This window comes from Blautia sp. KLE_1732_HM_1032 (assembly GCF_025147905.1).
Classification (GTDB): domain Bacteria; phylum Bacillota; class Clostridia; order Lachnospirales; family Lachnospiraceae; genus Blautia_A; species Blautia_A fusiformis.
Genome location: NZ_CP102266.1, coordinates 618,425 through 631,549, shown reverse-complemented (window position 1 = coordinate 631,549; position 13,125 = coordinate 618,425). Strand labels below are relative to the sequence as shown.

11 protein-coding genes are annotated in these 13,125 nt (G+C 46.3%); all 11 read right to left on the bottom strand.

The window, feature by feature from the left end; translation table 11 throughout:
• Positions 1 to 40 precede the first annotated feature (40 nt).
• Complete coding sequence (locus NQ489_RS03125) at positions 41 to 1,381, bottom strand: MBL fold metallo-hydrolase (RefSeq protein WP_227945582.1); 1,341 nt, start codon at positions 1,379 to 1,381, stop codon at positions 41 to 43.
• An 84-nt stretch (positions 1,382 to 1,465) separates the two neighbouring features.
• On the bottom strand, positions 1,466 to 1,960 hold the full coding sequence (locus tag NQ489_RS03120) for a GNAT family N-acetyltransferase (RefSeq protein ID WP_021652802.1): 495 nt from the start codon (positions 1,958 to 1,960) through the stop codon (positions 1,466 to 1,468).
• A 158-nt stretch (positions 1,961 to 2,118) separates the two neighbouring features.
• A complete protein-coding gene (locus NQ489_RS03115; RefSeq protein WP_044962277.1) occupies positions 2,119 to 2,883 on the bottom strand; it encodes an ABC transporter ATP-binding protein in 765 nt (254 codons plus the stop codon).
• A complete protein-coding gene (locus NQ489_RS03110) occupies positions 2,883 to 3,686 on the bottom strand; it encodes an ABC transporter ATP-binding protein (protein ID WP_021652800.1) in 804 nt (267 codons plus the stop codon). The genes NQ489_RS03115 and NQ489_RS03110 overlap by 1 nt, the downstream gene beginning before the upstream one ends.
• A 1-nt stretch (position 3,687) precedes the next feature.
• Entirely contained in the window at positions 3,688 to 5,244 is a 1,557-nt protein-coding gene (locus NQ489_RS03105; protein WP_021652799.1) for an ABC transporter substrate-binding protein, read from the bottom strand.
• A gap of 46 nt (positions 5,245 to 5,290) precedes the next feature.
• Positions 5,291 to 6,160, bottom strand: a complete 870-nt coding sequence (gene nikC / locus NQ489_RS03100) for a nickel transporter permease (RefSeq protein ID WP_021652798.1) — start codon at positions 6,158 to 6,160, stop codon at positions 5,291 to 5,293.
• Positions 6,157 to 7,101, bottom strand: coding sequence for a nickel ABC transporter permease (nikB, locus tag NQ489_RS03095; RefSeq protein ID WP_021652797.1), 945 nt, complete (start codon positions 7,099 to 7,101; stop codon positions 6,157 to 6,159). Before nikB ends, nikC begins: the two co-directional genes overlap by 4 nt.
• Positions 7,102 to 7,233: 132 nt before the next feature.
• A complete protein-coding gene (locus tag NQ489_RS17605) occupies positions 7,234 to 9,198 on the bottom strand; it encodes a dipeptide ABC transporter ATP-binding protein (RefSeq protein ID WP_084449195.1) in 1,965 nt (654 codons plus the stop codon).
• A gap of 10 nt (positions 9,199 to 9,208) precedes the next feature.
• Positions 9,209 to 10,795, bottom strand: coding sequence for an ABC transporter substrate-binding protein (locus NQ489_RS03080; protein ID WP_049947027.1), 1,587 nt, complete (start codon positions 10,793 to 10,795; stop codon positions 9,209 to 9,211).
• A gap of 94 nt (positions 10,796 to 10,889) precedes the next feature.
• The gene (locus NQ489_RS03075; protein ID WP_021652794.1) at positions 10,890 to 11,807 is read right to left on the bottom strand and encodes an ABC transporter permease; all 918 of its coding nucleotides are present in this window, start codon (positions 11,805 to 11,807) and stop codon (positions 10,890 to 10,892) included.
• Positions 11,801 to 12,793 carry an ABC transporter permease gene (locus NQ489_RS03070; RefSeq protein WP_022427159.1) on the bottom strand — a complete coding sequence of 331 codons (993 nt, stop codon included), beginning with the start codon at positions 12,791 to 12,793 and terminating at the stop codon, positions 11,801 to 11,803. Before NQ489_RS03070 ends, NQ489_RS03075 begins: the two co-directional genes overlap by 7 nt.
• Between the last annotated feature and the right edge of the window lie 332 nt (positions 12,794 to 13,125).

Sequence of the window (13,125 nt, the reverse complement as noted above, 5' to 3'; positions counted from 1 at the left end):
GGATCGTATATAACTCACCAGAAATCCATCTGTAACATGATCAGATATCTTTATAATAAGCCGGTGATATCACATCATACTCCCTGCAGGAGCATCCGTTCTCATAGCTGTCACAGCAGTCACAGTTGGAACAATACATATGCGCATCATTAATATAAAATAAACCGCCGTACTGCATGGAAGTGCGCTGATTCTTGGATTTCTTCTTGCTGTTGTCGTAGTAGGCTCCGTTGGGGATCATCATATTCTCCGGGGAGAAGCTGCTGAAATCAAAGAAATGGGATTCCGTACCATGATGTGGTACCTTAATACACCAGTAATGCTCATGAAGGGGAATCCTGCCATCATAGTTTTCTGCGATCATCCTCATGTACTGTGGCTGTACATCTCCGGTAAACAGAAGATTCAGCTCGCCGTCGCCGGTATTCTGAAATGCCAGACTGATCTTGTGGCGGAACTGACGCAGAAAATGCCCCTGTTTTTCCGCACTTTCCAGAAGTGCCTGAAATTCTCCGGTTGCCTGTAATTCACGGAATTTCTTTTCCAGCTTTTCCGGTTTAAGGCGACGTGCTCTCTCTTTTTCGGCTTCTTCCGGAGCCTCTGCTGTATCCTCAGCTGCTGCGCCTGTATCTTCCATTATAAGCTCCAGCTTCTCCTGCGTATATCCTTCGTTTTCCCCACCAGGCTCTGTCTGTCCTGTCAAAGAGCGCTCGGATCCATCTGTATCCTCTTCCACCAAAGATGCCTCAGACAGTGGAGCAGATTTCTGCTCTGCTTCCGGCATCTCCTCTGTCATGGACAGGAACAGCTGACGTACCTCCTCCGCAATGTTCACAAGCTCGGTCATTGCGTTTTCATGATTCTCGATCAGGGAATTAAATACGTCCTCCGTTTCCCGGCTGACTTCACTGAGATCCGGCCAGAGCGCTGTATATTTCCCCTCAAACTCTGAGCCTCTGGATAAAAGGTCGATCTTTACCCTTCTGGCGCAAAGAGCTTCTGCAAGGGCAAAAAGGCTGACACGTCTTCCGGGAAGACTGGCCTTTTTTGTCACATCCGCAAGGAGCAGAAGCGCCAGTGTGTATTTCATTTCCGGACCGGAAAATACATCCGGAAGATAGATCTTTTCAAATTCATAGGCATCTCTTCGGTAACGCATCATATAAAGCAATCCGGAAACATGGTCCGGATGAAAATGTGTCAGAAGCAGATTTTTTTTGCGGATAGTGGTAAGGTCTGAGATGATCACATCAAAGACCTCTCTCCGTGGCCGCCCTTCGATCTTGCTGTTGGCTGCCCCGAAATCCACAAGCAGGCTGCTTTTTCTGTCACGGATACAGAAACAGTCTCCGAATCCCACATTGTACATTCGTATTCTCATTTATTTTTCCTCTGGTTTCTTATTCAGCTGACCTTTGTTTCTGCAGCTGACTCTTCTTTTTTCTTCTGTTACTGTCTTCATTTCTCAGAACCAGATCTGCATATCATACCAGGTTGCTCCGCCATGACAGGAATCTGCCACACCCAGCTTCTTCAGTCCGTGGCACTCATAGAATGGGATCATATGCTCCTTGCAGGTAAGGATCAGGGCTTTTTTTCCGCGCTCTTTCGCAAGCTCCTTGAAATATTCCACAAGCTCTCCTGCGATCCCCTGATGACGGTATTCCGGGATCACATTCAGTCCGAATACCGTCTGGATCTCCCCGTCCTTTCTGTGAAGCGTGATATCATGATAAAATTCATCCGGGAGTACTGGTTTATCTGTGGTTCCTCCGTTGATAAAGCCTACGATTTGCTCATCCTTTACTGCTACAACGAAATTCTCCTGGAATGCTCCCATACGCTTCACAACTTCCTCATGACTTGCTGCCTCCGCAGGTGGAAAACAGATTGCCTCGATCTCTGCCAGACGGTCCGCCTCACCAGGATCTGCCAGTCTGATCTGTAAATTTTCTGCCATTTTTTGTGTTCTCCTCTATATTTATTCCGTTTTCATCCGGTTTCGATTCTTTTTTAATTATATCGGGTGAGGGAAAATGCGTCAACGTGTAACCTGCAAAAAAGCCCTCAGTATTCGCACTACTGAGGGCTTCGTTCTTTTGTTTTTATCTGTCATTATCACAGCACTGACCGGATCAGCTGCTCCGTATACTCTGTCTTCGGATGCTCAATGATCTCTTCCGGTGTCCCTTCCTCTTCCACATGTCCGTCATGCATCACGATCACCCGGTCGCAGAACAGCTGGACAAGGGCCAGGTCATGGCAGATAAAAAGAAAGGACAGCTGGTTTTCTTTTTTTAACTTCTGAAGCAGCTCCATGATCTGTTTCTGCACAGTCACATCCAGGGCGCTGGTTGCTTCATCACAGATCAGCACTCTGGGTTCCACAGCCAGGGCTCTGGCAATAGCCGCTCTCTGGCACTCCCCTCCGCTGACCTGATGGGGATACCGATCTGCATATTCCGGAGTCAGTCCGCAGGTAAGCAGAAGCTTTTCCACACGGTTCCTGGTTTCCTTCTTACTTATCCCCATATTCCGGAGACTTTCCCCGATTCCGTCCCCAAGAGTGCATCTGGGGTCAAAGGATTCTGCCGGTGTCTGAAAAATCATCTGCATTTCCCGGTAGATTTCCCGGAGATTTTTTCCCCTTGCATGTGTGATATCCCTTTCCATGAGAAAAATTTCTCCGGCGGTGGGTTCTGTCAGATGTGTGATCATCTTCGCCACAGTGCTTTTTCCTGAGCCGGATTCACCTACGATTCCTAATACCTCCCCCGTTTTCAGAGAAAAGCTTACGTCTTCTACAGCCGTGAAGGATTTTTTACCGGTGGTGAAGCTTTTTTTCAAATGATGTACTTCCAGAATGTTTTTGTTTTCTGTCATCATCTGCCTCCATTTCCGGTGCCTGTACGTTTCAGACGAGGTACCGAACTCATAAGCTCTTTTGTATAAGGATCCTCCGGAGCTGTCAGAATCTGAGCTGTTTTTCCGTATTCCCTCACCTTTCCGTTTTTCAGTACCAGAACCTTATCTGCCATTTTTTCCACCACACCGATGTTGTGTGTGACAACGATCATGGCTGTTCCGTATTCCTTACGCATCAGCAGCATTTCCTCAACTACCTGTTTCTGTATGGTTACATCCAGGGCACTGGTAGGCTCATCTGCCAGAAGAAGCGACGGATTCTGCAGCATGGAAATACAGATTCCCACACGCTGATTCATACCGCCGGACAATTCAAATGGATAGCTTTGCAAAACACGTTCCCCATCCTTGAGGCCAATCTTAGCCGTCATCCGGACGGCGCGCTCCGCACACTCTTTACGACTGATCCTTTCATGCTCCCGCATACTCTCATAAATCTGATCGCCCACGGTACGGATGGGACAAAGGGCTGCTCCTGAATCCTGAAAGACCATGGCGATCTCAGGACCCAGAAGTCTGCGTAATTCTTTTTCCGGCATATCCACCACATTTTTTCCCTTGTACCAGATATCCCCTTCTGTTACCATGCCTTCATTTCCCAGAAGTCCCATGATTGCCTTGATGATGGTACTTTTTCCGCTTCCGGATTCACCTACCACCCCCAGGATCTCCCCTTTATTCAGTTCCAGATCCACATCATGTACAACCAGTTCTCCGTTGTAACAGATCGTCACATGCTCAAGCTTCAACAATGATTCCATCTTATTTCACTTCCAGATCTGCCGTGATCTCGTAATAATCACATGGGTGAGCAGTCAGCCCTGACACATTTGACTTTGACACAAGTCCCATATTCAAATGAGAAACAAAGAAATACGCATCATCATCCAGAATGGTCTGCTGTGCTTCCACAGCAAGCTTGCCTCTCTCATCTGTATCAAAGGTCTCATGCAGCTTCGCTACGATATCATCAAGATCTGAATTGCTGTATTTGCCATAATTTTTGGCAGCATCAGATACAACTGTACTTGTGAAGAAATATTCCGGATCACCGGTAGGTGCCGTTGTAAGCGAGCTTACATATACATCAAATTCTCCATTCTTTGCATACGTCGCATGGTCTGCTGTATTGTTGACATCGACCTCAATTCCGATGTCCTTTAAAGTGGACTGTGCATATTCTGCAAGCTTAGGCTGTTCCAGACGGGTCGGATAGGTCAGCCATGTGATGGACAGCTTCTTTCCGTCCTTATCTGCATAGCCATCTCCATCCGTATCTGTCCATCCGGATTCTTCCAGAAGCTTTTTCGCCTCTTCCGGATCATAGGACGGTGCCTTTACTGCATCGTTTCCATAGGAAAAGCTGCTTGGGAAGGCTCCCACTGCCGGAACACCTCGTCCTTCCATGATCACACTGCAGAAGCCGTCCTTATCGATTCCCATCTCAATGGCTTTTCTCACATTCTGATCCTGCATCAGTTCAGACTTCATATTAAACTGTCCGAAGAAACATCGGCTTGTTGCTACAGAGCTGATCTGATAGTCCGGATTTCCGTCAAAAAGCGCATAGTTATCATACTGAAGTCCATAGGTTCCCTGTATATCGCCTGTCTGTAATGCTGCTGTCAGGGCACTTCCGTCTGAGAAGGATTTTACGATAACGTTGTCTACCTTTACATCTCCGCCCCAGTAATCCTCATTTTTTACCAGCTTAATCTCTGTTGGAGATACCTCTGTTGCAACATAAGGGCCTGTTCCTGCCACATTTGCAGAGCCGCCCTCTCCCTGTACGCCATAATCCATATCAATGATAGCACCATATGGATCACCGAGATAATTGATCAGTGCCGGACATGGTTCGGAAGTATGGATCGTTACTGTCATTCCATCTGCTTCGATCTTGTCGATCTTCATATCGTAAGGTGCACGGTCATGGTTTGCGATCAGATCCTCCAGGCATTCCTTTACCGCTTCTCCGTCCATGGTTCTTCCGCTGGAAAATTTCACACCATCACGAAGGGTGATCTTTACTGTATTATCGTCTGTAAATTCATAGTCTGTAGCAAGCCATGGCTCTACCTCCATGTTGTCATTGTACTTAAACAGTGTTTCTCCTACGCCATAACGAAGACAGCTCCATCCGGAATAATTGTCGTGAGGGTTTAATCCTGCATCTCCCATTTCTTCACTATATCCGGTAGTTCCATAAACAAAGGTAGTTCCTTCACTCTTTTCTTTGCTTTTTGCTGCTGCCGAAACTCCTGTCATGCTCATGACCATTGCCGCTGCAAGCACTGCTGCCAGAATCTTTTTCTTCATAATCTCCGCTCTCACTTTCTGTGTTATGCTTATTTATAAGTGCCTGTTATCCTCTTCTCCTGTTTCGTTCCTTCGGATCCATATAATCCCGGATCGTATCTCCCAGAAGATTAAAGATCATTACTGTAATAAAAATCGCCATTCCCGGCGCAAGTACCATCCACGGTGAAATCTGCAGCATACTTCTTCCATCGTTGATCATACTTCCCCATTCTGCCATTGGAGGCTTTACCCCAAGCCCGAGAAAGGAAAGTCCTGCCAGCTCCATCATCATGGTTCCGATATCAAGAACTGACGTAACAAGGATGGGGCCTGCGATATTGGGAAGAATATGTTTGAACAGAAGCTTTCCTGTACTGCTTCCGGAAAGCTTCGCCGCCATAAGATATGCGGAGTCCTTCTGAGTCAGAGTAAGCCCTCTGGCAAGTCTTGCAAACTTCGGCCAGCTGATCACTTCCAGGGCAATGATCGCATTCTGGATACCGCCTCCCAGAACACCTGCTACTGCCAGGGCAAATACCAGTCCCGGAAAAGCCAGGAACAGATCGGAGATACGCATCAGAATGGTATCTGCTTTGCCGCCCTTCCAGCCACAGAAAATACCAATAGCCGTTCCCGCCACAGTGATCACCGCAACCAAGAGCAGCGTTGCATAAATACTGGTCGTACTTCCTATGATCACACGGGAAAGCATATCTCTTCCATAACGGTCTGTCCCGAGCAGATGCTCCAGTCCCGGCGGTTTCTGGGCAAGTGCCAGATCCTGGGCATAAGGATCATAAGGGCAGAGATATTTTGCAAATGCCGCTACAAACAGAAGCAATGCTGTGAGCACAAGAAAAAAGACAAGCTTTGCTTTTGTATGATTTTTCCGGATCTTCTGCTTCCGGACTGTGATATTATTTTTTCCACTCATGCTCTGTCACCTCCAAGTCGTACTCTCGGATCCAGATAGTGGTAAATAATATCTGTCACCAGATTTACCAGAACATAAATAACCGCCATCCAGGCCACATAAGCCTGGATGATCGGATAGTCACGCATGGTGATCGCATCTACCGCCAGTTTTCCGACACCATCCCACATAAAGATATTTTCCACAATGGCAGTTCCTCCCAGAAGATTGCCGATGGACAGAGCCAGCAGTGTGATGATCGTCAGCATGGAAGCCTTCATTACACTCTTCCAGATGATCACACGACTGCGGATCCCTCTTGCCCGGGCTCCGGTCACATAATCCTTATTCAGTTCTTCCAGAACCGTGGCACGCACCTGTCTGGTATATTTTGCAGCCATGGAGATTGCCAGTGTCAGTGTTGGCAGAATGATACTCTGTCCGAGATCTGTATTTGTGACTACCGGTAAAACGCCCAGCCTGATGGACAGAAAATACATCAGGACCATGGCAGCAAAAAAATTCGGCATGGAATTGCCGATAAAGCTTAAAAATCTTATCAGATAATCTACCCATTTGTTGTGCTTTACTGCTGACAGGATTCCCAACGGGATTGCAAGAACAATTGTAAAAAGGATCGATGACAGAGTCAGCATCATCGTTGCCGGAAGCTTTGAAATAAAGGTTTCATAGACATCTCTGTGAGACACATAGCTCTCTCCCATATCTCCGGTTACCATTCCTGCAAACCAGGCAGCATATTGTACAAGGAATGGTTTATCAAGGCCATATTCTGCCTTTGCCTTATCAATGACCTCCTGAGATACTGCAGAGCCTGCATTTTCATACATATAAGTTACTGCATCTCCGCCGGCAAGCCGCATCATGGCAAAAGAAAGAAATGTGATCCCGATCAGGACCGGGATCAGCTGCAGCAACCGTTTTATTATATATTTTCCCATATTTTCCTCTCCGCACTTTGTTTCTCAGTATTTCGAATAACAAAAGTTTAACAACACGGCTGTTCTGCCACAACCCCGGCGGGGGGATTTTACATATTCCATTTTGTCATGCATATGTATTCCATCATGTTCTTATATTCTCACACAGTGACATACGGATAATTCTTTCCAGCCCTCTCCAAGAGACTGTGGCTCTTCATACTCGATCAGCCTCCGTTTTCTCTCTTCCAGCGGATCCGGGATATGGATCGCAGAAAGCAGGGACTGTGTATAAGGATGCTGCGGATTTTCAAAAAGCTCTTTTGTAGGTGCCATTTCTACCAGCTTTCCGTTTTTCATCACACCGGTTGTATCACTTAAAAAACGTACCATGGACAGATCATGAGCAATAAAAAGAAAAGAAAATCTTTTTTCCTGCTGAAGCTTTTTAAAAAGCATGACGATCTGTGCCTGGATAGAAATGTCCAACGATGCGATGGGTTCATCTGCAATGATAAGACGTGGTTCCATGAGAAGGCTTCTTCCTATGGCAACTCTCTGTCTCTGTCCGCCGGAAAGCTCTCCCGGCTTTTTCGACAGAATGCTTTCATCCAGTCCTGTCTCCTTCAGGATTTCCCGAAGCCTGTTCTCCAACATTTCTCTGTCACGGATCCTGCGGCTGATCTTTACAGGCTCCAGCATGATCTGCCGTATGCTCATTCGGGGATTCAGTGCAGCGCCCGAATCCTGAAAGATCATCTGGATCTCAGTCTGCATTTTCTTCCGCATTCTGAAAGGATCCTTTTTATCCGGCACTCTTGCTCCCTGATAAAAGATCTCCCCGCCTGTAGGCCGGTAGATTCCTGCAAGCGTTCTGGCTGTCGTGGATTTTCCGCAGCCGGTCTCTCCCACCAGTGCCATGATCTCACCTTCCCGGATACTGAAGGAAACATCATCCACTGCATGGATCGTATAATCGGAACGGATACGGAAATGCTGCTTCAGATTTCTGGCTTCGATCAGTACAGGCGCCTGTTTCTGTTCTGTTTTCTGTAAAAATGACGCTTCCTTTTTATCCGATTTCTGTTTACGGCCGCTATTTTCCTGTAATCTGTCCTTCAAAATGGAGGGCTTTTCTATTTTCGGAGCTCTTTCATCCAGAAGCCATGTGGCGGCATAATGCGTATCACTGACTTTAAACATCGGAGGAGTCTGTTCATAATCGATTGCCAGTGCCTGGGGATTTCGAACGGCAAACGCATCTCCCGGCGGAGGATCCAAAAGAGAGGGCGGCATTCCGGGAATCGGATTCAGTTCCCCTTTTTCACCTGCAAATACAGGCAGAGAAGACAGAAGTCCCCAGGTATAAGGATGCCGGGGATCATAATAAACATCTTCCGCTGTCCCGATCTCAATGATCTTTCCTGCATACATAACTGCAACTCTGTCTGCGATCCTTGCAACAGCTCCCAGATCATGAGATATGAACACAATACTGATCCCTGTTTTTTCTCTCAGCTCAAGAAGCAGATCCAGAATCTTTGCTTCCACGGTTGCATCCAGTGCCGTAGTCGCCTCATCGGCAAATAATATTTCCGGATCACAGGCCAGTGCAATAGCCAGCACACAACGCTGACGCATTCCTCCGGAAAAAAAATGAGGCTGCAGTCCATAGCGCTGTTCTGCATCCGGAATCCCTACCAGCTTCAGCATTTCCACAGCTCTTTTTTTCGCCTCATCCCCGGATACTTTCTGATTTTTGATAATAGCCTCTGTGATCTGTTTGCCAACAGGGATCGTCGGATTCAGCGTCAGCATAGGATCCTGGAACACCATGCTTACCTTACTTCCGCACAGCTTTTCCATTTTTTTTCTTTTATAGGCTGTGATATTCTCTCCGCAGAGACTGATCTCTCCGCTTTTTACATGTGCATTCGGTGGCAGAAGCTTCATCACGCTACGGCACATAACGGTTTTTCCACATCCGGACTCACCTACGATACAAAGTATCTCTCCTTTTTTTACCGTGAGATCAACATTCCGGACGGCCTGTACCTCGCCGTCCGGTGTGTCAAAGCTTACCGAATAGTTTTTTAATTCCAAAACGGTTTCCTGCATGATCTTTTCCTTATTTTGTAATGGTCCAGTCTTCAATATTCCACATAACACCTACGGAATGATGTCCCAGAACACGTGTGGTATCCAGTCCGTCAAGTCCGGAAACGCCTACATAATCTCCCTGAAGATAAGCAACCAGAAGGATTCCAGGTGCCTTGGCATATGCCTTTTCGAATTCACTATATGCTTCTTTTCTGGCTTCCTCAGTCTCACCGTGACGGCCTTCCTCAAGATATTTATCCACATCTGCATTGGAATAATGCATGTTGTTTCCACTTGCGTCGGTTATAAAGTTTACATATGCCATATCCGGGTCAAACTGTGTTGAATAGCCGGCAAGAAATCCATTGTATCCTGCATCCCAGTCAAATTTGGTAACAAGCTTTACTTCCATTTCCACACCAGCCTGCTTCAGCATATCAGACATGACATTGGCAATATCCACACGCTCTTCTTCGTAATCACGTACCTGTATGGTAAAGTGGAATTTCTGTCCGTTTCTCTCATAGATCCCATCATCACCTTTTTTCCATCCCAGCTCTTCCATCTTCTTTGCAAAGGTATCCAGATCATAGGAGTAGATATTGGCTTCCTTATCTGTTCCGAGAGGGTTTCTCTGGATCGGGCTGTATGCCGGCTCTCCCTGTCCTGCAAGAACACCTGCAATAATGGAATCCTTATCCATCGCATAATTCAGAACGCCGATAGAATCTCCGTTTTCCTTCCAGAAATCTGTGCTCATATCCATGGCTGCTCCACGGTAATCTGCTGTGGTGAACTCCCAGTAATTATATCCGTCCTTATCCTTGAACTGAGAAGCGTAGTTGGAATTCAGCCATGCAAGATCCGCCTCACCGGACTGGAGCATGGTTGCCTTTGTAGTCTCATCCGATACTGTACGATATACAACGGTTTCAATATTCGGAACCTTTCCGTAATAATCTTCATTTCGTTTCAGTGTGATCATTCCACCGGTAGCATCCCAGTCTTCAAATTTATAACGGCCTGTTCCCACCGGATTCTGGTTAAAGGATGTGGTATTCACGTCCTCTCCTTCCAGAAGATGCTCAGGAAGGATTCCCATGGTAAAGTAATCCAGCATGGCAGCATCATATTGATCCAGTGTAAAGATCACAGTCTGATCATCCGGTGCCTCAATACTTGTGATGTCCTGATAGTTGCTGGTGATGCTGGCTCCCAGGGTTTCATCCTCTGTAAGCTCCTTATAGGTGTATACAACATCCTCTGCATTGAAATCTTCTCCATCATGCCACTTAACACCATCTCGAAGCTTAAAAGTATAGGTATTGGTATCCTTGTCAAAGGTATAGCTCTCTGCAAGATCCTCTACCGGCTTTCCATTGGCATCATATTTCATCAGTCCTGAAAAAATAAGATCCGGAAGTTCATCATGGTTATTCAGAAGGGGATTGATCGTACTTTCTGACTCACCTGCATATACCAGAGTTTTGTTTTCTTCTGCCGCAGCTACGGTTACCGCACTGCCTGCAGCTGCTCCTGTACATGCTGCGGTCACTGCTGCCAGTGTTATCGCCGCATATTTTCTTCCATAGTTGATTCCTGTTCTCTTTTTCATTTTGTTTTCCTCATCTTTCCTTATTTTCAAACCGGTTATCCACACTTCGGAATGTTTTATCACGGTTTGCGTCCACATATTTTTTCTGACTGCATCAGAGATTGCTGTAATGGTTATTTACCTCACTTCTCACAAAGCTTCCCATACTGGTAATGCACATTAAAGTAATGACCAGAAAAACTCCCGGGATCACGATCACCCACCAGGTATTCATGATCAGTGCTTTATTTGCCAGTGAGAGCATACTTCCCCAGGAGACTACATTTGCCGGAAGCCCGAGGCCAAGAAAACTTAATGTAGATTCCATGGTAATACAGCTGCTTATCGAAGAGATCACCACAAACATGATCGCCGAAACAAAATTCGGTATCAGATGGTGATACATCACATATCCAAAACTTCCTCCGCAAAGTCTTGCATACATCACATAATCACTGTTTCTTATCTGCCGCACTTCACTTCTTACAATACGTGCCAGTGCAAACCACCCGGTAATACCGATGATCACAGATATGCTGATCACATCATTGGCCTGAAGGACCGCAGACAGGATCAGGATCAGCAGAAGCGTCGGAATACTTCCGCACATTTCCGTAAACCGCATCAGAACTGAATCCACCTTTGGACCTGCTGTTCCGCTGATGCATCCGTAGGTAACACCGATCACAGTAATGATCGCAGCTCCCAGAAGCCCGATCACCAGAGAAACCCGTCCACCATACCAGATCAGTGAATAAATATCTCTTCCAAGCGAATCCGTTCCAAAGATAAACTCCTTTCCCGGCGGTGTATTCAGATTCTGGAGATAAAAACCTGAGGGATCATGATTTGCAACAACATTTGCAAATACACAGCCCAAAACGATCAGAAAAAGCAGGACCATGGAAAATACCGGTTTCCCCTTCAGCTTTTCCCGAAATGTTTTTTTTCGTTTTTCAGATCCTTGCTGTTTCCACCCGGCACCAACTACCTGAAAAAGCTCAGCTTCTGAAAGCTTCCGGTCAGCTACCATACCCTCACCTCCGAATCCTTCATTCTTGGATCGATCTCTTCATTGACAGTCTGTGCAACAAAGCTGCTTAAAAATACGATAAATCCCGTGATCAGCACATCGATCATCAGCAGATTATAATCATGATATTTTGCAGATTCCACTGCAAGGTTTCCAATTCCCGCATAATTGAAAACAGCTTCCACAGTTACAGTCCCACCGGTTACATGGGGTACCGAAACTGCCATGATACTCACGATCGTCGGCATTACATTTCGAAGACAATGCTTCCACAGGATCTTTCTTTTGGAAAGTCCCTTGGATCTGGCAAGAAGTACATAATCCTTCCGCACCTCATCCAGAAATTTGTTACGTATCATATATGCGTAATACCAGAGATGGCTGAAGATCATTACTACCAGCGGAAGGATCATATGCTTCATACGATTGCCGATACTATCTGCCATTCCCACATCATAGGCACCGCTGCTTGGGAACCATCCAAGATTTACACTGAAGATCAGGATCAGTACCACACCAAGCCAGAAAGCCGGCACATAATAGGCTGCTGTTCCGATCTTGCAGATCAGCCGGTCGATCCACTGATCCTCATGGAGCGTACAGAATATGGCGATCAGAACTGCCAGTATAAAGATCACAATATAAGCAATTCCTCCCAGCACCAGAGTATTTCCGATCAGCGGTTTGATCACATTCATAACCGGCTGCCTGTATTTCAGCGACAATCCGAAATCACCATGGACTACATTGGTAAACCACCTTACATACTGCACCCCGATCCCCTGATCCAGACCCAGTCTCGTTCTGGCCGCAGCCACTTCCTCGCTGGTCATCATTTCCAGGGAATCTCCGTAAAAGGACTGCAGGGGATCTCCCGGTGCCAGTCTCGCCAGCCAGAACACCACCACAGACAGCAGAAACATAACCACAGCAAGCAGAAGGATCCGCTTCAGGATCCGGATGACGAGTTTATTTTCTTTGTTCATAATTTTCCTTTCCCACTGCCCTTTACAGTTCAGACAGACATTCGTATTCCGCTCTGCTGCATGCTCATGAACACAAATCGTGGAGCGATTTGTGTTCATATTTCAAAAGCAGTTATGGCATCCAAAACCATAACTGCTTTTGAAAGGGTCGTGTTATTATTCAACAAAACATTTGTATGCACAAATAGGAGTGCGCGGAGGTTATGTGCATCACAGTGTTTTTATATTCAGCACGCGGAGTGTGCTGCTGATATTATTTTATCATTTAACAGCTTTCGGACAACCCCGGTACGGGGATATTGGACAGTCGGTTTTAGCATGGATGTGTATTC

Excerpts from the sequence above, each read along its gene's own strand:
- NQ489_RS17605 (WP_084449195.1), bottom strand. The coding sequence starts at position 9,198 with ATGCAGGAAACCGTTTTGGAATTAAAAAACTATTCGGTAAGCTTTGAC.
- NQ489_RS03075 (WP_021652794.1), bottom strand. The coding sequence starts at position 11,807 with ATGGTAGCTGACCGGAAGCTTTCAGAAGCTGAGCTTTTTCAGGTAGTT.
- NQ489_RS03105 (WP_021652799.1), bottom strand. The coding sequence starts at position 5,244 with ATGAAGAAAAAGATTCTGGCAGCAGTGCTTGCAGCGGCAATGGTCATG.
- NQ489_RS03120 (WP_021652802.1), bottom strand. The coding sequence starts at position 1,960 with ATGGCAGAAAATTTACAGATCAGACTGGCAGATCCTGGTGAGGCGGAC.
- NQ489_RS03080 (WP_049947027.1), bottom strand. The coding sequence starts at position 10,795 with ATGAAAAAGAGAACAGGAATCAACTATGGAAGAAAATATGCGGCGATA.
- NQ489_RS03070 (WP_022427159.1), bottom strand. The coding sequence starts at position 12,793 with ATGAACAAAGAAAATAAACTCGTCATCCGGATCCTGAAGCGGATCCTT.
- nikC (WP_021652798.1), bottom strand. The coding sequence starts at position 6,160 with ATGAGTGGAAAAAATAATATCACAGTCCGGAAGCAGAAGATCCGGAAA.
- NQ489_RS03125 (WP_227945582.1), bottom strand. The coding sequence starts at position 1,381 with ATGAGAATACGAATGTACAATGTGGGATTCGGAGACTGTTTCTGTATC.
- NQ489_RS03115 (WP_044962277.1), bottom strand. The coding sequence starts at position 2,883 with ATGACAGAAAACAAAAACATTCTGGAAGTACATCATTTGAAAAAAAGC.
- nikB (WP_021652797.1), bottom strand. The coding sequence starts at position 7,101 with ATGGGAAAATATATAATAAAACGGTTGCTGCAGCTGATCCCGGTCCTG.
- NQ489_RS03110 (WP_021652800.1), bottom strand. The coding sequence starts at position 3,686 with ATGGAATCATTGTTGAAGCTTGAGCATGTGACGATCTGTTACAACGGA.